This window comes from Nocardia sp. NPDC046763 (assembly GCF_040645495.1).
Classification (GTDB): domain Bacteria; phylum Actinomycetota; class Actinomycetes; order Mycobacteriales; family Mycobacteriaceae; genus Nocardia.
Window position 1 is genome coordinate 27,312 of record NZ_JBEYYI010000019.1, and the last position, 19,359, is coordinate 46,670.

Here is a 19,359-nt window from a genome sequence, read left to right on the forward strand (position 1 = left end):
AGTAGGCTGCTCAGCATGGCTATTCTCCCGATTCGCATTGTCGGCGACCCGGTTCTGCACCGCGCGACCACTCCGGTCACGCAGGCCCCGGAGGAGCTGGCCGAGCTGATCGCGGACATGTACGAGACCATGGACGCCGCCAATGGCGTGGGCCTGGCCGCCAACCAGGTCATCATCAAGGACGAGGACGAGGTCTCGCCCCGTATCTTCGTCTACGACTGCCCGGACGACACCGACGGCGCGAAGATGGTCCGCCGCCGCGGCTGCGTCGTGAATCCCGTACTGCAGACCTCCGAGATCCCGGAATCCATGCCGGATCCCGATGATGACGAGGAGGGCTGCCTGTCGGTTCCCGGCGAGCAGTTCCCCACCGGTCGCGCGGAGTGGGCGAAGGTCACCGGCACCGACGAGCACGGCGAACCGGTCGAGATCGAGGGCCGCGGCTTCTTCGCCCGCATGCTGCAGCACGAGACCGGGCATCTGGACGGCTTCCTCTACGTCGACGTGCTGATCGGGCGCAATGCCCGGGCCGCCAAGAAGTCCATCAAGCGAAACGGCTGGGGCAAACCGGGTTTGAGCTGGGTGCCGGGCACCGTGCCGGATCCCTTCGGACACGACGACGACGATCTCGACGACTGATCGGGCATGACCGATTCCGAACTCCCGCCGATCGGTAAGCGGGTAGTGGTTCGCTACCGCCTGCCCGCGGGCTATCCACAACCGCTGACAGATGTCATCGGTGAACTCACCGGGACCGATCCGCTGACCGTGCGCACCGCCGACGGCCAGGTGGTCTCCATCGCGTGGGATCGGGTGGTGGCCTGGAAACCGCTCGGGCCCAGGCCCATTCGGACCAGCGAGATCCGCAGCCTGGAGGCGGCCACGGCCGACGGCTGGCCGGGCCTGCGGCGGTCCTGGATCGGCGGCTGGCTGCTGCGCGCCGGGGACGGGTACACCAATCGCGCGAATTCCGCAGTGCCGCTGGGCGGTACGGACGGACCCGCCTTGATGGACACCGAAACCCTGCATCGGATCGGTGAGTGGTACGCCGCGCACGGTCTGCCCGCACAGTTCCAGCTGCCCGACCGGCTGGCCACCGCGCCCGCGGACTGGCACAGCTGGAACGAAACCCAGGTGCTGGCCGTCGATATCGAGACCATGGCGTTGCCGTCCGGACCGCCGATGGTGCGTTTCACCCCGGATCCGGACGGAGCCTGGCTGTCCATGCACCGGCATCGCGGCGGGGACGCCGAACTCGGGTCGACCCCGGTGGTGGAGGTGCTGACGGCGGTCCGCGACGGTCAGGTCGCCTTCGCCACGCTGGGTTTGCAGTCGCCGCTGGCCATCGGCCGGGTCGCGGTTACCACGGCCCCGGACGGCCGCTGCTGGGCGGGGCTGACCTGCGTCACGGTGGCGACCGGGCATCGGCGGCACGGGCTGGGCGCGCTGGTGTGCGCGGAGATGATCCGCTGGGGGCAGTCGCACGGGGCCACGCACGCGTACGTGCAGGTGTCGGACGAGAATGAGGTGGCCCTGGCGCTGTACCACGAGATGGGGTTCGTCGAACACCACCGCTACCGGTACGCCGCGCCCTGATTGCGCGCCCCTCGCTTTCGCAAGACACTAGTTCTGAAAGGTTCACCACTCGTGCGCATCGCTACCTGGAACGTGAATTCGATTCGTACCCGCCAGGATCGGGTGCTGGCGTGGCTGGACCGCGCCGATATCGACGTGCTGGCCATGCAGGAAACCAAGTGCAAGGACGAGCAGTTCCCGTTCGAGGCCTTCGAGGCGGCCGGGTACGAGGTCGCGCACGTCGGCTACAGCCAGTGGAACGGCGTGGCCATCGCCTCCCGGGTCGGGATCGAGGATGTCGAGATCGGCTTCCCGGATCAGCCCGGGTTCGACAAGGACGCCGGGGAATCACTGCTCAGCGCGCCGGTGGTGGAGGCCCGCGCGATCGGCGCGACCTGCGGCGGGGTGCGGGTGTGGAGCCTGTACGTGCCGAATGGGCGCGCCCTGGACGATCCGCACTACACCTACAAGCTGGAATGGCTTGCCGCCCTGCGCAGTGCGGGCAGCAAGTGGCTGTCGGAGGATCCGGACGCGCGGATCGCGCTGGTGGGTGACTGGAATATCGCACCGACCGATCTGGATGTCTGGTCGCCGGAGTTCTTCGAGGGCAAGACTCACGTGTCCGAGCGGGAACGCGACGCCTTCGACGCCTTCGGCGAGGCGGGCTTCAGCGACGTGATGCGGCCCTTCCACCCCGGCCCCGGTGTCTACACCTACTGGGACTACACGCAGCTGCGCTTCCCCCGGAAAGAGGGCATGCGCATCGATTTCATCCTCGGCTCCCCCGCCCTGTCGGCCCGGGTCACCGAGGCGAACGTGTACCGCGAGGAGCGAAAGGGCAAGGGCGCCAGCGATCATGCGCCCGTGGTGGCCGAGCTCGCCGACTAGACGGACCGGGTCTTGATGGCGTCGCGGGAGATGAAGACGTCGTAGCTGCCCGCGGCGGCGATGACCGCGTTGCCGTAGGCCGAGCGCACGAAAGGCCTTGTGTACCAGGACTGATTCTTCATGTCCTGGAAGAAGTCGGCGTCGCTGCCGTCGAGGAAGATCTGGTTCTGCTTGGTGGCGATGCCGTCCAGCCGCTGGCCGTAGAGCCGGGTCACCTTGTACCCGGAGTTGAAGCCGAGCGCGTTCACCCACGGTTCGAGTTCCACGATATTGGCCTGCAACACCCACAGGTCGCCCTCGACCTGATAGGTCTTGTGCTGGTCGCCGTGGTCCTTGTCACCGTAGAGGGTCAGATCCACGTTCATCATGTGTTCCTGCCCTGCAACGGGTTTGACCTCGATGTGCGCCGCCTTCACCTCTCCGGTGAGCCCGAGGAAGGTTTGCAGCAGCGTGGTGATCCACAGGATCACGGCCGCGACGAGCACCAGCCCGGCCGCACCCGCGCCCCGGCCGGCCAGCACCCGCCACCCGACCTTGCGCGCTTTGAGAACGGCCGTGACGAGCAATCCGATCGCCGCGATGCCGAGCACCAGCAGCAGCAGCTGGATCCAGCCGAAGGTAACCGGGAAGACCATGCCGTAGTTGTACCCGCTGGGAACGACACCTCACGGCCCCGTCACACTTCGAATGTGCGTGTCACATCGGCGAGTCGCGCCTCGCCGACAAGACACACAGGAGCTCGTTCGGGGTCCGGGTTGATCGGGGAGTCTGTGGGCTGATGCACCGGGCCGTCGAGCAACTTTCCGCGCACGGTGCACCACTCGGGTTCGGTGCAGCGGGGCACCGCGTTCCGGGACCGTCCGGCGACGGCCCGGGCAGGCGATCCGGACCGAGGGTGCGGCGAGATAGCCACTCCCGAGCTACGCCACCGGTCCCACTCCGTTCACCCGTACCGGACGGTAGTGCGATCTGGGGATGGAGCGGCCCAGATCCACACCAATGGCACGAATCGAAACTGCTCGCGGCGCGGACTCTCACAGTTATCCCCAAAGTAGCTACACGTTCGAATATCTCATGCAGAATGCCGGACAGAACCGGCCCCGGCCGGTGGCGGACCTCGGAGGGGCGAGATGAACAATCCGACAGGCTCGAGTGCGCACCAGGTACTCGACGAGATCCTCACGCGCTACGGCAGCCTCGACGCTTTCAGCGCCCACCTACACGCGGCGCTGGACGTACCACCGACCATCGTGCTCCCCATCCCCGTGGTCACTCCCGCCGCGGGCGGACGGCACCGTCTTCGAGACCCCGGCGACCGGGGACCCGCGAGCCGGGTGGCGTGAAACAAACCGGCCCCGCACCGAACAGGTGCGGGGCCGGGGGATTGGGGTGGGTCAGAAAGCGGCCTCGTCCAGCTTCATGATGTCGTTGTCGATGTTCTCGACGACCGAACGCACGCCACTGATGAGGGGCAGCTTGTTCTTGGCGAACCAGGAGGCGACGCCGACCTTGCCGGTGTAGAAGGCCTTGTCCTTCTCGGCGGCGCCGCCATCGAGGGCCGTCTGGGCGATGGCGGCCTGCTCCAGCAGTCGCCAGGAGATGACGAGATCGCCTACGGCGTACAGGAATCGGACCGAGCCCAGGCCGACCTTGTAGATCTCGTCGATCTGCTGCTGCGCGGCCATCAGGTAACCGGTCAGGGTGGCCGCCATGGCCTGCACATCGGCCAGCGCCGCGCCGAGCAGCCCGCGCTCGATCTTGAACTGGTCCGGGCCGCAGTCGATGAACTTCTGCATCAGGCCCGCGATGTGCGCGAGCGCCACGCCCTTGTCGCGAATGATCTTGCGGAAGAAGAAGTCCTGCGCCTGGATGGCGGTGGTGCCCTCGTACAGCGAGTCGATCTTGCAGTCGCGGATGTACTGCTCGATCGGGTAGTCCTGCAGGTAGCCGGAACCGCCCAGGGTCTGCAGCGATTCGGTCAGGCTCTCGTACGCCCGATCCGAGCCGCAGCCCTTGACGATCGGCAGCAGCAGGTCGTTGACCTTCTCCGCCAGCTGGGCGTCCACCCCGTAATTGGCCTGCGCCACATCGGCGTTCTGGTACGAGGCGCAGTACATGTACAGCCCTCGCAGACCCTCGGCGTACGCCTTCTGCGTGGCCAGCGAACGACGCACATCCGGGTGGTGGGTGATGGTGACGCGCGGCGCGCTCTTGTCGGCCATCTGGGTCAGATCCGCGCCCTGCACGCGCTGCTTGGCGTACTCCAGGGCGTTCAGGTACCCGGTGGACAGCGCGCCGGTGGCCTTGGTGCCCACCATCATTCGCGCGTTCTCGATGACCTTGAACATCTGCGCGATGCCATTGTGCTTGTCACCGACCAGGTAGCCGACGGCCGGAATGTCGCCGCCGAAGGTGATCTCACAGGTGGGCGAGGACTTGATGCCCATCTTGTGCTCGACGCCGGTGACCAGCGCGCCGTTCTTGGCGCCGAGTTCCATGGTCTCGGTGTCGAACAGGAAGCGCGGCACCACGAACAGCGACAGGCCCTTGGTGCCCGGGCCGGCGCCCTCGGGGCGGGCCAGCACCAGGTGGAAGATGTTGTCGGCGGTGTCGCCCACGTCGCCGCCGGAGATGAAGCGCTTCACGCCCTCGATGTGCCAGGTGCCGTCGGCCTGCTGGATCGCCTTGGTGCGGCCCATGCCGACATCGGAGCCCGCGTCCGGCTCGGTGAGCACCATGGTGCCGCCCCAGCGGTTCTCCCACGCGTGAGCGGCCCACTTCTGCTGCTGCTCGGTGCCCTCGTCGAAGAGCACCTTGTGCATGAGCGGACCCATGTTGAAGAAGGAGGCCGAGTTGTTCGCGGCGACCAGCATTTCCTGAATGCCCCAGATGAGGGCATTGGGGGCGGGCACGCCGCCCATCTCCTCGGCCATGCCCAGACCCGAGTACCCGGCCTCGTTGACCGCGGCCACGGTCTTCTTCAGCGATTCCGGCACGATGATGGTGTGCTGGTCCGGAATGAACTCGACCGGGTTGCGATCGGCGTCGACGAACGACTCCGCGATCGGCCCCTCCGCCAGGCGCTTCGCCTCGGCGAGCATCTCCCGCGCGGTGTCGGCGTCCAGGTCGCCGTAGGCGCCCTGGTCCAGCAGTTCCCCGATACCCAGTACTTCGAACAAGTTGAACTCGATGTCTCGTAGGTTCGCCTTGTAATGGGACACGGAAGGGCCTCCTCGGCTGAGTCTGAACTGGTCGAGCGATGTCGGAAGATCTGATCGAGCATCTCGAAGATCAAGGCGAGGTTGCCGTACGCCTGTCCTGTTACGCAAGCGTAGGTACGCCTCTTTACCCGGAAAGCCCCATCCGACCGGGAAGAATCCCGAAAAGTTAACCCCGCCGTTATGCGCTGGACCGGGACGCCGCGGCCGTACGGTTCCTTGGCCTGCTGCGAAGGGACGGTCACGGGATTCGCGGGAACCCCGGCTCGCATGTGCTCCTCGAGCAGACGGCCGGCTATGCGGCCGACGAACTGCTCGGCCACCTTCGGCTTCGAGTGGTCGTTCTTCAGGGCGGCCATGGCCGTGCGGGTAGGCCGCGTCGAGCAGCTGGCGGAAACCGCCGGTCTCGCGCATCCACCTGGGCAATGTGGCGATGGCCGACGGGGCCACCGGACGACTGCCCGCCACGGGTCGCGGCCCGGGCGGCCGGGACGCGGCGGACGACGTCAGGGGTTCATCTCGTAGACCCCGGCCAGGGCCTCGACCTGCGCCGATACGTGATCGAAGCGGGCGGGGTCGGCGATCGGGCGGCGGATCAGATCGAGGGCGCGGACCTGTTGGGCCCTGGTCGCGGTCGGCTTGGTGTGCAGGGTCAGGGCGTGCTTCGAGAACTCGCGCACGAACAGGTCGAAGAGTTGGTCGAGTACCGACTCGTCGGCGCCGGCGATCTCGGCCTGCTCGAGGATGAGCTGGGCGTACGGGAGCGTGGTGAACAGCTCGCCGAGGGCGAAGAGGAAGTCGACGTCCTGCTGCTGCTCCGCGGTCGGAGTGGCGGCCGCGAGCAAGGTTTGGAAGGCGAGGGCCTGTTCCAGGAAGACCGCGACATTCGGGATGTGGGCGAACTTCTCGAAGACCGGTCGCCAGTCGGTGAAGCGGATCTTGCCGAGGCCGCTGCTCGGGCCCTGGCGGAAGAGGAATTCGTCGTCGGCGGCGTCGCGGCGGGTGGGCACGGGAGCGTATGCGGCCCGGGCGAATTCGCTCTTCAGCGCGGGCACCGCCTTGGCGGCCGGGCCGCTGGCACGACGGCTGGTCCAGCTCAGCACCCCGGACACCGCGCGCACCGCGCTCCCGGGCGCGACGCCCGCGCCCGGCAGGTAGCGCAGCGCGGCCAGTCCGGCATCGGCGGGATGGAACATGAAGTTGGGCATGAACTTCAGCGACAGGGCCATGTTCACATGGACGGTGCCCTCGAGCCGCGGCAAGCCGAACATGCCGACCATGGCCATCGGGAAGTACATGTCGTTCTCGAAGCCGCGCGCCGCGATCACGTCGGCGAGATCCTCGTACAGCCGCTGGCCGTGCCGGGTGACCGACATCTTCTCGATGGCGTTGAAAAGCAGGTAGCGCCGGTCGTTCTCATCGGCGGAGCGCATGTAGTCGATGGCCCGCTCGCTGTAGAGCTTCATGCCGATCAGACGGGCGTAGCTGTCCGCCAACAGCGACTTCACCTGCGGGAACTCGGTCACCCGGTGCCCGAACAGGATTCGGTTGTACGCGTGGCCGACCGCCTCGAACATGGCGTGCTCACACGCGCCGACCGCGCCGAAGCCGAGATTGAACTTGCCGACATTGACCGTGTTCATGGCGGCGTCGAAGGCCGCCCGCCCGGTGTGCAGGATGTCGGATTCGGCGACCGGGTACTTGTCGAGATCGAAAGCGGCGACGTACATCTGGGAGTCGACGACGTTCTTGCGCAGCTTGTAGTTCTTGTGCCTGGAGTCGGCGGCGAAGAACAGGTAGCCCGAGTACTCCTCGTCGGTCATCTTCCGCAGGAAATCCGAGGAGTCGATGATCGGCTTGTCGGCGCGGCGGCCGAAGACCGACACCATGCCCGCGAGATTGCCGTTGCCGATGTAGTGCTTGCCGCCGGTAGCGGTGTAGCCGCCGCGCGGTTCCGGCTCCAGCACCATGTCGGTGGAGTAGATGTCGGCGCCGTGTTCCTTCTCGGAGAGGCCGAAGGCGAAGATCTCGCCGGATTCCAGCAACGCGGCGGCGCGGGCCTTGGCCTCGGCATTGGCGCTCTGCCAGATCGGGCCCAGGCCGAGGATCGTGACTTGCCACACGTACCAGTACTGCATGCCGTAGAAGCCGAGGATCTTGCTCATCATGGCGATGCGTGCGGTGTCCCAGCGCTTGTTCGGGTCGCCGCCGGCCTGCGCGGCCGGGGTCAGGAAGGTCGCGAAGACCCGTTCGCGCTTGATGAAGTCCAGGAAGTCCGCGTACCAGACCCGGTCCCGGCTCTCGGCCAGCAGCCGGATCTTGCCGAAGGTCTCGAAGTAGTCGACGGTGGCGCGCAGCAGTCGCCGGGTCTCGGCGTCGAATTCGGTGAATTCGCAGGTTTTCGGGTTGAACAGGTTCTGGCTCACGGGGCTTCGCCTCCTCCGGCCGGGGGCGTCCTCGGCTCCTCCGGGTTGTTTCCTTCGTGAATGTAGCATTTTTGTGCAGGGCTGTAGGAAACGATCTTGTTACCGGCTCGGACCAGCGGGTCCCCAGCCCGCGCGCGCTGCTATCGTCGGTGCGCATGGGCACCGATTCGGCGATACGACCACGCCAGCGCGCGCGGCATCTGGGTCCCGAACGGCGTCGCCCGCAGGTCCTCGACACCGCCCTCGAGATCGCCGTCGCCGACGGCATCGCGGCGGTGACCATCGCCGCCGTGGCCGATCGCATGAAGGTCACCCGCCCGGTCGTCTACGCCTGCTTCGCCGATCGGGTCGAACTCCTCGAAGCGCTCATCCGCCGCGAGGAGGACTACCTGGTGCAGGGCGTGCTGGACACGCTGCCGCGCCGCCGGGTCGAAGCCGACGAGGCGGTCTTCGTGGAGGGCTTCCGCGCCCTGCTGCACACGGTGTCCCAGCGGCCCGACACCTGGCGCCTGCTGTACGGCAATCCCGATCCGGCCGTGGCGGATTCGTTCGGCAAGGGCCGACTGCTGGCCGTGGAGCGCTGCACCCGGCGATTGCGCCCGACCTTGAAGGCCTGGGGCACCGCGCACGCCGAACGCAAACTGCCGGCCCTGGTCGAGCTGTGGGTCTCGGCCGGTGAGGGCGCGGTGCGCACGTTGCTCACCGATCCGGGCGAGTGGACCCCCGACACACTGGGCGAGTTCGTCGGCGCGGCGGTGTATCGAGCCCTGCGCCACGCCTGAGAATCCGGGGTCCTGCCGTTATCCGATGGCTACGATGGAAAAGGGACCATCGGTCAGCGGGAGGCCGCCATGACGTTCTATCGGCAGGTTGGTTCGGTGCCGCCCAAGCGGCACACGCAGCATCGGGATGAGCGGGGCTCGCTCTATTACGAAGAGCTGATGGGCGAAGAGGGCTTCTCGGGCGATTCCTCGCTGCTCTATCACCGGGGATTGCCTCCGGCCATTGTGGATTCGTCGGTGTGGATACTGCCCGAGCAGCGGCTGTACCCGAATCATCCACTGCGGCACCGGCATCTGAAGCTGCACGAACTATTCCTGGGCGACAAGCCGGGCGACAGCGATGTGGTGACCGGGCGCCGGCTGCTGCTGGGCAATGCCGATGTGCGCATCTCCTATGTGGCGGCGCTGCGGGAATCAGCCCTGTACCGCAATGCCGTCGGGGATGAGCTCGTCTATATCGAATCCGGTTCGGGGCGGGTGGAAACCGTGTTCGGGGCCCTGCCGGTGCGGCAGGGGCATCAGGTGCTGCTGCCGCGCGCCACCACGCATCGCTGGATTCCCGACGGCCCGGAACCCTTGCGCGCCTATGTCATCGAGGGCGCCGGCCACATCGCCCCACCCAAGCGATATCTCTCGAAGTACGGCCAGTTCCTGGAGAACTCGCCCTACTGCGAGCGGGATCTGCACGGGCCCACCGAACCGGTACAGATCGACGGCGAGAACGTGGAAGTGCTGGTCAAGCATCGCCCCGCCGGTGAGATCGTCGGCACCAGCATGGTGTACGCCACCCACCCCTTCGATGTGGTGGGCTGGGACGGCTGCCTGTATCCGTTCACCTTCGATATCGCCGACTTCGAACCGATCACCGGCCGCGTGCATCAGCCGCCGCCCGCACATCAGGCCTTCGAGGGGCAGAACTTCGTGATCTGTAATTTCGTGCCGCGCAAGGTGGACTACCACCCGCTGTCGATACCGGTCCCCTACTACCACTCGAATGTGGACTCCGACGAGATCCTCTTCTACTGCGGCGGAAACTACGAGGCGCGCAAGGGATCCGGGATCGGGCAGGGCTCGGTGTCGGTGCATCCGGGCGGGTACGCGCACGGGCCGCAGCCGGGGGCCTACGAGCGCAGCATCGGCATCGATTTCTTCGACGAGCTGGCGGTCATGGTGGACACCTTCCACCCGTTGCAGCTGGGCGAGGGCGCGCTGGCGTGCGAGGACGCGCGGTATGCCTGGACCTGGTCGGGGCGAGGGCCGTCCGAGTGGATCTGAGTCCGAGTGAGGCAACGGTGCAGGGGTTGGTGACATGGGATCGGGCAGTGGGGAAATGAGCAGCCGGGTGCGTATCGAGGTGCCTCCGGGTTCCGGATTCGGACCGGCGCATCTGCCGTACTGCGTGTTCCGCCCGCTGGGCGGGGACCCGCGGGTGGGGGTGCGGCTGGGCGATTCGATCATCGATCTGGCGGTGGCGCTGGATGATCCGATGTTCGCGCAGCCCAGTCTGAACGCCTTCATGACCCAGGGCCGGCAGTGCTGGCGGGAGGTACGCGAGCGGGTGCGCGCGGTGGCCGACGCGGAACTGCCTGCGGCGGCGGTGCATTCGGTGCGGGCGGTGCGGCTGGACCTGCCGATGGAGATCGGCGACTACGTCGACTTCTACGCCAGCCTCGATCACGCCACCGCCATGGGCCGGATGCTGCGGCCGGCCGGTGAACCGCTGCTGCCGAATTGGCGGCACCTGCCGGTGGGGTATCACGGGCGCGCGGGCACCGTGGTGGTGTCGGGCACGGATGTCGTCCGGCCACGTGGACAGCGCCGGAACGATTCCGGCACACCGGATTTCGGTCCGAGCCGCCGCCTCGATATCGAGGCCGAACTGGGCTTCGTGGTGGGCGCGGGCTCGCGGCTCGGCACGCCCATCGGGACCGGCGAGTTCGCCGAGCACGTATTCGGGGTGGCGCTGGTGAACGACTGGTCGGCCCGGGATATCCAGGCCTGGGAGGGGCAACCGCTGGGCCCGTTCCTCGGCAAGTCGTTCGCGACCAGCCTGTCGGCGTTCGTGACGCCGCTCGACGCGCTGGCCGCCGCGCGGATTCCACTGCCGCCGCAGCATCCGGAGCCGCTGCCGTATCTGCGGGACGACACGTCCTGGGGACTGGACATCACGCTGACCGTCGAGTGGAACGGTCAGGTGATCTCCACTCCCCCGTTCCGGCGCATGTACTGGTCGGGGGCGCAGATGCTCGCGCATCTGACGGTCAACGGCGCGTCGACCCGCACCGGCGACCTGTTCGCCTCCGGCACCATCTCGGGGGCCGAGCGGGCCGAGCGCGGGTCGCTGATGGAAATGAGTTGGGGCGGTACCGAACCGATCGAGTTGAACGGGGTCCAGCGGACCTTCCTGCAGGACGGCGACGAGGTGGTCATCACGGCCACCGCACCCGCCATCGGGGGCGGTCACCTGGAGCTGGGTGAGGTGCGCGGGCGCATTGTGAAAGCCGAGTGATAGCCAATCAGCATGACCATGAGTATCATCACTGACCCTACCGACCGGTAGGTCAGGAACGTTACCGTTCCGAACGTCTGAAGACTTCGGAGGGTGGCGTCCATGTTGACCAGTTCTGCCCGGTTCGCCATGGCACGGCCGCGCGCGGTCCTGGTGGCCGCCCTCCTCTTGATGCTCATTTGCGGTGGCTTCGGAGCCACCGTGAAATCCCACATGGTCGGCGGTGGTTATCTCACCGACTCGCTGGAGTCGGTGCGCGCCAATGACTTCATCACGAAGAACTTCCCCGGCGGCAATCCCAACCTCATCGTCATGGTCAGCGGTGACGGGGGCGTCAACAGCCCGCAGGTGCGCGGCGAGGCGCAACGCGTCACCGACGAGCTGAGCCAGGACCCGACCGTGACCGGCGTGCAGTCGTATTGGACCAGCCTCACCGCCCGGCCCGACCTGGCCGCCGCGCTGAAGAGCAAGGACGGGCAGCGCGGGCTCATCATGGCCACGGTCACCGGCACCGACACCGAGGTGCAGAACCGGGCCGCCGAGCTGTCGAACCAGCTCAATGGGGACAACGACGGCGTGCGGGTCCGGGTCGGCGGCATGGCGGGCTCCTTCGCCGATATCAATCACCAGGTGGAGAAGGACCTGCTGCTGGCCGAGGCCATCGCGGTGCCGGTGTCGGCGCTGCTGCTGGTGCTGGTGTTCGGCAGCGTGGTCGCGGCGTTGCTGCCGGTCGGCGTGGGACTGTTCGCGATCGCCGCGACGCTGGGCATTCTGCGCGGGCTGACCACGGTCATGGATGTCTCCATCTTCGCGCTGAACATGACCAGCGCGCTGGGCCTGGCCCTGGCCATCGACTACAGCCTGTTCATTGTCAGCCGGTATCGCGAGGAGCTGGCCAATGGCCGCGATACCCGGGCGGCGATTCTGCGTTCGGTGCAGACCGCGGGCCGCACCGTCGTGTTCTCCGGCTTGACCGTCGCGCTGGCCCTGGCGGCGCTGGCGGTGTTCCCGCAGCCGTTCTTCAAGTCCTTCGCCTATGCCGGTGTCGCGGTTGTCGCCGCGGCCGTGGGCGCGTCGGTGCTTCTGCTGCCCGCCGCGCTGGTGCTGCTCGGCGATCGGGTGAACGCCTGGGATCTGTGGAAACCGGTGCGCCGTCTGCTGGGTCGCGGCGAGCCCGCGCCCAAGCCGGTCGAGACCACCTTCTGGTACCGGCTGGTGACCGCGGTCATGCGGCGGGCGCTGCCGGTCGCCGTGATCGCGGCGGCCGTGTTGCTGGCGCTCGGATCCCCGTTCCTGAAGGCGCATTTCGGTACCCCGGACGATCGGGTGATCGGCACCTTCGCGTCCAGCCGTCAGGTGGGTGACGCGCTGCGGCAGGACTTCGATGCCGACATGGCCTCCAGCGCGGTGATCGTGCTGCCCGGATTCCACGGCAGCGCAGCGGAAATCGGCGCCTACGCCAAGAGCCTGTCGGAGGTGCCGGGAGTCGCGGCGGTGCTGTCCAGCGAGGGCGTCTACCTGGCCCCACCGCCTGCTGAGGGCGTCCCGCCGATCGGCAAGCGGGTGGCGGCCGGTATCCCGCAGATGGTCGGCCCGAACGGGACCTACCTTTCGGTCGGCACCAAGGTCGCGCCCTACTCCGCCGCGGGCAAACAGCAGCTCGCGGCGCTTCGGGCGGTTCCGGCTCCCGGCGAGGTGCTGTTCGGTGGCGCGGCCGCCCTGAACAAGGACACCATGGACTCGGTCATCAGCCGAATCCCCTTGGCGGCCGCGCTCATCGCCGTCATCACCCTGATCCTGCTGTTCCTGTTCACCGGCAGCGTGGTGCTCCCGGTGAAGGCGCTGCTGCTGAACATGCTGTCGCTGACCGCCACCTTCGGCGCCATGATCTGGGTCTTCGCGCAGGGCCACCTGTCCGGACTGCTGGGGTTCACCTCGACCGGCAGCATCGATCTGTTCATGCCGATCCTCATGTTCTGCCTGGCCTTCGGCATGTCGATGGACTACGAGGTCTTCCTGCTGTCCCGGATTCGCGAGGAATGGCTGGCCTCCGATCGCGGCCGGACGGCCAATACCCGCTCGGTGGCCCTCGGGGTGGCCCGCACCGGCCGGATCTTCACCGCCGCCGCGGGTTTGATGGCGGTGGTGCTGCTGGCCGTGGCCACCTCCGAGGTCTCACCCATGAAGTTGTTCGGCATCGGCCTGGCGCTCGCGGTGGTCTCCGACGCCACCATCATTCGCGGGCTGCTGGCCCCGGCCCTCATGCGCCTGATGTCCACCGCCAACTGGTGGTCTCCGAAACCGCTTGCGGCACTGCACAAGCGGATCGGGCTGGAGGAGCAGTCAGCCGAGGTGGTAGCCGAGGGCGACCACACCGGCGGCGAGCACGCGGAGACCGAGACCCATGCTGTCGGCGAAGGCGACCGGGTGGGCGCCGTCTCCGTCATCTGAGGCCTTGACGGTGCCGATCACCGCGGCACCCACCGACTGAAGTATCGAATTCCCGTGCGGCGGAGTGCAATCCGACGCGCATTTCGGCCAGCCCGCGCGACCGAGCGCCGCGCCGGGGGTTCGCTCAGCGGGCGGCGGCCCGGCCCGCGTCGACCACCGCCACGAAGTGGTTCAGATCGGCGACGAGGGTGTCCACGGAATCCGGTGCGCCACCGTCGTCGTGGTGGTGCAGCCAGTCGGCGACCAGTTCGAACATACCGCCGATGGTGGCGAGGGCCAGGGCCAGCAGGCGCGGGTCTTCGCGCGGATCGGCTTGCAGCCATTGGTGTTTCAGAAACTCTGCGGACCAGCGGCGGTTGGAGCGGCGCATGGCTTCGACGGTGAGTGAGATGCCGCCGGCTTCACCGAAGGTGACCTTGGCCAGGCGGGGGTCGTCGGTGATGGCGTGGACGAAGGCGGCCAGCACGGCGGCGCGACGGGTGGGCCAGTCCCCGTCGGCGGTTTCGGCGGCCGCCTCGGCCACCCGTTGCTGGATGCCCGTGGTGATCTGCTCCAGCAGGGCGGTGTAGCAGGCTTCCTTGCTGTCGAAGTGATCGTAGAAGCCCTTGGTGCCGACGTAGGCGTGCTGACAGATCTGTTCGATGGAGGTGCTCGAATAGCTTTGCCGGGCAAAGAGTTCGGTGGCGGCGGTGAGCAGCTGACGGCGGCGCTGGGCGCTGCGCTCGTCGGCGTCGAGGCCGCGGATGCGACGCCGCACGGGGGTCCGGTCGGTCAGCGCGGCAGATTTGCTGCGGGACATGCCTAAACGATAGCCAAGCTCATGTCAGAAAGACATCTTGTTGGTAACTGGGTGCCGTGCTGTAATCGCTGTCACGTCGATGAGGAAGGAACAGTGACGTGGCAAGCACTGGGGATCGCGGACGCGGGAGGCGGCTGCTCGCGGCCGCGCTCGCGACGGCGCTGACGGCCGCCTCGGCCGTGCTACTGGGGGGAGTCACCACGGGAACGGTTGCCGCGCAACCACTCCCGGCGAACATGGACCCGTTCTATCAAGCGCCCGACGGGTTCGAATCCACCGATCCGGGCACGATCCTGCGCAGCCGCGAGGTGCAGCTGGCGGTGCTCACCGTGCTGCCGGTGCACGTGCGGTCGTGGCAGCTGCTGTACCGCACCACCGACCTGTTCGGGCAGCCGACGGTGGCGGCCACCACGGTGGCGATTCCGGAGGGGGCCAACACTTCTCACAGTCGTCCACTGGTCTCGCACCAGTTCTTCTACGACAGCGCCTCGCCCGCGTGCGCGCCGTCCTATGTGCTGCAGCAGGGCGGCGGGCTACCCGCACTGGAGGGGGTGCACTCCACGGTCGAGTACCTGGAGCTCGCGGCCTCCATCAGCCAGGGCTACGCCATCAATGTGCCCGACTACGAGGGCCTGAACGGGCATCTCGCGGTCGCCGGAGAACCCGGATACCTGGTTCTCGACAGCGTGCGCGCCGCCGAGAGCTTCCAGCCGCTCGGCCTGGACGGGGCGAATACGCCGGTGGCCCTGTGGGGTTACTCCGGTGGCGGCATGGGCAGCGGCTGGGCGGCGGAGATGCAGCCGGGCTACGCGCCGGAGCTGAACATCAAGGGCATCGCCCTGGGCGCGCCGGTTTCGGATGTCGAATCCCTGTTGCACGTCAATGGTTCGATGTTCGCCGGCCTGATCGGCGTGGGTATCGCCTCGCTGCGCAACGCGTACCCGAAGTTCGCCGAGACCACCGAGGAGTACCTGACACCGGAGGGCCGCGCGGTCATGGATCGCACCGCGAACCAGTGCCTGGCGCGCAATGTGCTGAACCTGATGTTCACCGACTACCAGCGCATGCTGACCATCCCGATCGCCGACTACCTGGCGCTGCCGGAGATCAAGGAGGTCTTCGATTCGACTGTGCTGGGCGGTAGTCCGCCGACCGCGCCCACCATGGTCTACCAGGGCGTCTACGACGAGGCGGTGCCGTGGTACACCAACGACCGCATGGTTCAGCGGTGGTGCGACGGGGGCGCGTCGGTCTACTACAAGCGCGATCACCTCAGCGAGCACCTGACCCTGACCACCCTCGGTATGGCCGATGCCTTCAACTGGATCAAGTCCCGCCTCGCCCCCGGCGCGGCCGACCCGTCCGGCTGCCGCACCGAGGATGTGATCACCATGCTCGGCAGCCTCGACGCCCTCGCCACCCAGACCGAGATCGAGTTGAACGCCGCGTTCGGCGCACTGGGCCGGCCGATCGGCCCGCAGGAGCGCTGAACCTCACCCGGCCGAATCCATCCCCTGAGCAGACCGAATCGTATATTCCGCGGTCTCGGAGCGTGCGCGCCGTGGAGCGCGGTATGGTCGCTGCGGAAAAGCACGTATGCCAACGGGGGCTCGCACCAGCGGGCTGAGAGGACGGCTAGTGGGCCGTCGACCGTATGAACCTGACCGGGTAATGCCGGCGTAGGGAGGATTCACCCATGTCATCGAGTCACGTCCCGAGCAACTCTGCGCCCGTCGACACCGTGACGACCGGTCCCATCGCGGGCAGCGTAAAGCACTACGAGCAGGTCGAGGCCGACGGCACGACACTGCGGGTTCCGGTGCGGCGCATCAATCTCACCAATGGCGAGCACTTCGACGTGTACGACACCTCCGGTCCGTACACCGACGACACCGCCACCATCGATCTCGAGGCGGGGCTGCCCAAGCTCCGCGACACCTGGGACAAGCCGCAGGTCGACGGCCCGCCGACCCAGCTGGCCTGGGCCCGCCAGGGCCTCATCACCAACGAGATGCGCTACATCGCGGCGCGCGAGGGCGTCGCGCCCGAGCTGGTGCGCGACGAGGTGGCCGCCGGTCGCGCGGTGATCCCGGCCAACCACCGCCACCCCGAGTCCGAGCCGATGATCATCGGCAAGAAGTTCGCGGTCAAGATCAACGCGAACATCGGCAATTCGGCCGTGAGCTCCTCCATTGCCGAGGAGGTGGAGAAGATGGTGTGGGCTACCCGCTGGGGCGCCGACACCATCATGGATCTGTCCACCGGCAAGAACATTCACGAGACCCGTGAGTGGATCCTGCGCAACTCCCCCGTGCCGGTCGGCACCGTGCCGATCTACCAGGCGCTGGAGAAGGTGAATGGCGATCCCACCAGGCTCACCTGGGAGATTTACCGCGACACCGTGATCGAGCAGGCCGAGCAGGGCGTCGACTACATGACGGTGCACGCCGGCGTGCTGCTGCGCTACGTGCCGCTGACCGCCAAGCGGGTCACCGGCATCGTGTCGCGCGGCGGTTCCATCATGGCGGCGTGGTGCCTGGCGCATCACCAGGAATCGTTCCTGTACACCAACTTCGCCGAGCTGTGCGAGATCCTGGCCAAGTACGACATCACCTTCTCGCTGGGTGACGGTCTGCGCCCGGGTTCCATCGCGGACGCCAATGACGAGGCCCAGTTCGCCGAGCTGCGCACCCTGGGCGAGCTCACCAAGATCGCGAAATCCTATGGCGTGCAGGTGATGATCGAGGGCCCGGGCCACGTGCCGATGCACAAGATCGTCGAGAACGTGAAGCTGGAGGAGGAGCTCTGCGAGGAGGCTCCCTTCTACACGCTCGGCCCGCTGGCCACCGATATCGCACCGGCCTACGACCACATCACCTCGGCCATCGGCGCGGCCATCATCGCGCAGGCGGGCACCGCCATGCTCTGTTACGTGACGCCCAAGGAGCACCTGGGCCTGCCCAACCGGGACGACGTGAAGGTCGGCGTGATCACCTACAAGATCGCCGCCCACTCCGCCGACCTGGCCAAGCAGCACCCGCGCGCCCAGGACCGCGACAACGCACTGTCCAAGGCGCGCTTCGAGTTCCGCTGGACCGACCAGTTCAACCTCTCGCTGGACCCCGACACCGCCCGCGAGTACCACGACGAGACCCTCCCGGCCGAGCCCGCCAAGACCGCGCACTTCTGCTCCATGTGCGGCCCGAAGTTCTGCTCGATGCGCATCTCACAGGACGTGCGCGACTACGCCGAGAAGCAGGGCCTCACCGATATCGCCGCCATCGAAGCGGGCATGGCGGAGAAGTCCGCCGAGTTCGCCGCCACCGGCAACCAGGTGTACCTGCCGGTCGTGTCCTAGGACCGCACCCGGTAGTCAGCCAATCCGATTCGGGGCGAGCGGCTTTCGAGCTGTCCGCCCCGAATCGCGTTCCGGCCCGGTCCGGTCGCCTCGGCCCCGGCCCGTAGTCGCGTCAGCCTCGGTTCGAGATCTGCTGGACGGCCCAGCTGTTGCCGTCCGGGTCGTCGAAGAAGATGAACCCGCTGTTGTCCAGCGGGTCGCCCGCGGACGGCGGCCCCGGCAGCACCTGGATGTCGCTGACCTCGACTCCACGCTCGACCAGTTCAGCGTGGGCGCGCTTCAGATCCGGCACTACGAGCTGCAGCCCCTTGAGATATCCCGGCTCCATCTTCGGCACCACGCCCTCGCCGATGACGATCGAACAGCCCGATCCCGGCGGCGTGAGCTGACAGATCCGCGTCCCCTCCACGGGCCGGACATCGTGGTCCACATGAAACCCGAGCTTGTTGCTGTAGAAATCCTTGGCGCGGTCCACGTCCGACACGGGGACGATGACCACTTCGAGTGTCCAGTTCATGACAGCCCTTCCGATTCGAGTGCTCTTGCCGAAGTCGGAGCCGAGCCGCGGAATTCATCATGGTTCGGAAACGAATGCCGGCACACGGCGAACGCTACCGTTCACTGGTCACGACGCTGCCAGCGTTGGGCGAATTCGCCGGGAACCGGTGGCGGGCCGGGCAGGTCGCCGGTGGCGGTGAGGCCGTCGATCAGCAGGGCCAGGACCCGGCGGCGCAGCTGGGCGGTGCGCTCGGGATCGGGCAGTGAAATCGTCGCGCAGGCTTCGAGGATCAGACCGAAGTCGGCGACGGTGACCCCGGGCCGCAGCCGCCCCGATTCCCGGGCCCCGTGCAGGAGTTGGTCATTGAGTTCGGCCGCGCGCTGGACGTCCGGGACGATCGACTCGTCCGGGGTGAAGGTGCCGGCCAGATGCACGGTCAGCGAGTGCACATCGGCGTCGACCACGCGGTGCAGGAAGTCGACCAGTGCCGCCCAGCCGCCGGAATTCCCCAGGGCCGCTTCGGCTTCCGCGTTGTAGCGGCGCAGTCCGTCGTAGCAGAGGGTGCGCAGCAGCTCCTCCTTGCTCGGATAGCGGCGGTACAGCGCGCTGATCCCCACCCCCGCGCGCTCGGCGACGGCCGAGATCGGCGCCTTGGGTTCGGCCAGGAACACGTCCCGGGCGGCGGCCAGGATGAGCTCGTCATTGCGCGCAGCCTGCGCCTTGCGACCGGGCAGGGCGCGCTGAGCTGCGGGTTCGGCTGTGTTCGGCATGAATCCGAGCTTACCACTTGAACGGAATGATCCGTTCCGTTATGGTTTGAACAGAACGAAGCATTCCGTTCCACCAAGGAGAGA

16 protein-coding genes and 1 riboswitch are annotated in these 19,359 nt (G+C 67.4%); of the genes, 10 read left to right on the forward strand and 6 right to left on the reverse strand.

Features of this window, described 5'->3' with window-relative positions; genetic code table 11:
* Positions 1 to 15: 15 nt before the first annotated feature.
* The 3 genes from ABZ909_RS27570 to ABZ909_RS27580 are packed head-to-tail and all read left to right on the forward strand — an operon-like array spanning position 16 to position 2,463.
* Positions 16 to 639: a peptide deformylase gene (locus ABZ909_RS27570; RefSeq protein WP_357004840.1), complete on the forward strand. Its 624-nt coding sequence runs from the start codon at positions 16 to 18 to the stop codon at positions 637 to 639.
* 6 nt (positions 640 to 645) lie between these two features.
* On the forward strand, positions 646 to 1,596 hold the full coding sequence (locus ABZ909_RS27575; RefSeq protein WP_357004842.1) for a GNAT family N-acetyltransferase: 951 nt from the start codon (positions 646 to 648) through the stop codon (positions 1,594 to 1,596).
* Between the two features lie 51 nt (positions 1,597 to 1,647).
* On the forward strand, positions 1,648 to 2,463 hold the full coding sequence (locus tag ABZ909_RS27580; protein ID WP_357004844.1) for an exodeoxyribonuclease III: 816 nt from the start codon (positions 1,648 to 1,650) through the stop codon (positions 2,461 to 2,463).
* On the opposite strand, the gene ABZ909_RS27585 is transcribed toward ABZ909_RS27580, so the two are convergent.
* Positions 2,460 to 3,098 (reverse strand): hypothetical protein, encoded by a 639-nt coding sequence (locus tag ABZ909_RS27585; protein WP_357004847.1) that lies wholly within the window; start codon positions 3,096 to 3,098, stop codon positions 2,460 to 2,462. The two genes, ABZ909_RS27580 and ABZ909_RS27585, sit on opposite strands and share 4 nt — an antisense overlap.
* A gap of 495 nt (positions 3,099 to 3,593) precedes the next feature.
* Here ABZ909_RS27585 and ABZ909_RS27590 point away from each other — a divergent pair, with 495 nt between their 5' ends.
* Positions 3,594 to 3,806: a hypothetical protein gene (locus ABZ909_RS27590; protein ID WP_357004850.1), complete on the forward strand. Its 213-nt coding sequence runs from the start codon at positions 3,594 to 3,596 to the stop codon at positions 3,804 to 3,806.
* 51 nt (positions 3,807 to 3,857) lie between these two features.
* Here ABZ909_RS27590 and ABZ909_RS27595 read toward each other — a convergent pair whose 3' ends face one another.
* Positions 3,858 to 5,684 carry an acyl-CoA dehydrogenase gene (locus ABZ909_RS27595; RefSeq protein ID WP_357004853.1) on the reverse strand — a complete coding sequence of 609 codons (1,827 nt, stop codon included), beginning with the start codon at positions 5,682 to 5,684 and terminating at the stop codon, positions 3,858 to 3,860.
* A 503-nt stretch (positions 5,685 to 6,187) separates the two neighbouring features.
* Complete coding sequence (locus ABZ909_RS27600; protein WP_357004856.1) at positions 6,188 to 8,107, reverse strand: acyl-CoA dehydrogenase family protein; 1,920 nt, start codon at positions 8,105 to 8,107, stop codon at positions 6,188 to 6,190.
* Between the two features lie 155 nt (positions 8,108 to 8,262).
* On the opposite strand from ABZ909_RS27600, the gene ABZ909_RS27605 reads away from it, so the two are divergent.
* From ABZ909_RS27605 to ABZ909_RS27620, 4 genes are all read left to right on the forward strand, one after another.
* Positions 8,263 to 8,889 (forward strand): TetR family transcriptional regulator, encoded by a 627-nt coding sequence (locus tag ABZ909_RS27605; protein WP_357004859.1) that lies wholly within the window; start codon positions 8,263 to 8,265, stop codon positions 8,887 to 8,889.
* Between the two features lie 69 nt (positions 8,890 to 8,958).
* Positions 8,959 to 10,164 (forward strand): homogentisate 1,2-dioxygenase, encoded by a 1,206-nt coding sequence (locus ABZ909_RS27610; protein WP_357004862.1) that lies wholly within the window; start codon positions 8,959 to 8,961, stop codon positions 10,162 to 10,164.
* A 55-nt stretch (positions 10,165 to 10,219) separates the two neighbouring features.
* Positions 10,220 to 11,398, forward strand: a complete 1,179-nt coding sequence (fahA, locus tag ABZ909_RS27615) for a fumarylacetoacetase (RefSeq protein WP_357004864.1) — start codon at positions 10,220 to 10,222, stop codon at positions 11,396 to 11,398.
* 102 nt (positions 11,399 to 11,500) lie between these two features.
* A complete protein-coding gene (locus ABZ909_RS27620) occupies positions 11,501 to 13,849 on the forward strand; it encodes an MMPL family transporter (RefSeq protein WP_357004867.1) in 2,349 nt (782 codons plus the stop codon).
* A gap of 124 nt (positions 13,850 to 13,973) precedes the next feature.
* Here the strand turns inward: ABZ909_RS27620 and ABZ909_RS27625 are convergent, their stop codons facing one another.
* Positions 13,974 to 14,648 (reverse strand): TetR/AcrR family transcriptional regulator, encoded by a 675-nt coding sequence (locus ABZ909_RS27625; protein WP_357004870.1) that lies wholly within the window; start codon positions 14,646 to 14,648, stop codon positions 13,974 to 13,976.
* A gap of 98 nt (positions 14,649 to 14,746) precedes the next feature.
* Between ABZ909_RS27625 and ABZ909_RS27630 the strand changes: the two genes are divergently transcribed.
* Positions 14,747 to 16,138 carry a lipase family protein gene (locus ABZ909_RS27630; protein WP_357004872.1) on the forward strand — a complete coding sequence of 464 codons (1,392 nt, stop codon included), beginning with the start codon at positions 14,747 to 14,749 and terminating at the stop codon, positions 16,136 to 16,138.
* Positions 16,139 to 16,240: 102 nt separating this feature from the next.
* A riboswitch (TPP riboswitch) is annotated at positions 16,241 to 16,351 on the forward strand.
* Positions 16,345 to 18,006: a phosphomethylpyrimidine synthase ThiC gene (thiC, locus tag ABZ909_RS27635; protein WP_357004875.1), complete on the forward strand. Its 1,662-nt coding sequence runs from the start codon at positions 16,345 to 16,347 to the stop codon at positions 18,004 to 18,006. It overlaps the preceding riboswitch by 7 nt.
* Positions 18,007 to 18,118: 112 nt before the next feature.
* Here thiC and ABZ909_RS27640 read toward each other — a convergent pair whose 3' ends face one another.
* Together ABZ909_RS27640 and ABZ909_RS27645 are read right to left on the reverse strand one after the other, a co-directional pair.
* On the reverse strand, positions 18,119 to 18,523 hold the full coding sequence (locus tag ABZ909_RS27640) for a VOC family protein (RefSeq protein WP_357004877.1): 405 nt from the start codon (positions 18,521 to 18,523) through the stop codon (positions 18,119 to 18,121).
* A 101-nt stretch (positions 18,524 to 18,624) separates the two neighbouring features.
* Positions 18,625 to 19,275: a TetR/AcrR family transcriptional regulator gene (locus tag ABZ909_RS27645; RefSeq protein ID WP_357004879.1), complete on the reverse strand. Its 651-nt coding sequence runs from the start codon at positions 19,273 to 19,275 to the stop codon at positions 18,625 to 18,627.
* Positions 19,276 to 19,359 lie beyond the last annotated feature (84 nt).

Coding starts and splice junctions, on each gene's coding strand:
- ABZ909_RS27575 (WP_357004842.1), top strand. CDS start 646: ATGACCGATTCCGAACTCCCGCCGATCGGTAAGCGGGTAGTGGTTCGC.
- thiC (WP_357004875.1), top strand. CDS start 16,345: ATGTCATCGAGTCACGTCCCGAGCAACTCTGCGCCCGTCGACACCGTG.
- fahA (WP_357004864.1), top strand. CDS start 10,220: ATGAGCAGCCGGGTGCGTATCGAGGTGCCTCCGGGTTCCGGATTCGGA.
- ABZ909_RS27640 (WP_357004877.1), bottom strand. CDS start 18,523: ATGAACTGGACACTCGAAGTGGTCATCGTCCCCGTGTCGGACGTGGAC.
- ABZ909_RS27625 (WP_357004870.1), bottom strand. CDS start 14,648: ATGTCCCGCAGCAAATCTGCCGCGCTGACCGACCGGACCCCCGTGCGG.
- ABZ909_RS27585 (WP_357004847.1), bottom strand. CDS start 3,098: ATGGTCTTCCCGGTTACCTTCGGCTGGATCCAGCTGCTGCTGCTGGTG.
- ABZ909_RS27620 (WP_357004867.1), top strand. CDS start 11,501: ATGTTGACCAGTTCTGCCCGGTTCGCCATGGCACGGCCGCGCGCGGTC.
- ABZ909_RS27570 (WP_357004840.1), top strand. CDS start 16: ATGGCTATTCTCCCGATTCGCATTGTCGGCGACCCGGTTCTGCACCGC.
- ABZ909_RS27590 (WP_357004850.1), top strand. CDS start 3,594: ATGAACAATCCGACAGGCTCGAGTGCGCACCAGGTACTCGACGAGATC.
- ABZ909_RS27610 (WP_357004862.1), top strand. CDS start 8,959: ATGACGTTCTATCGGCAGGTTGGTTCGGTGCCGCCCAAGCGGCACACG.
- ABZ909_RS27645 (WP_357004879.1), bottom strand. CDS start 19,275: ATGCCGAACACAGCCGAACCCGCAGCTCAGCGCGCCCTGCCCGGTCGC.
- ABZ909_RS27605 (WP_357004859.1), top strand. CDS start 8,263: ATGGGCACCGATTCGGCGATACGACCACGCCAGCGCGCGCGGCATCTG.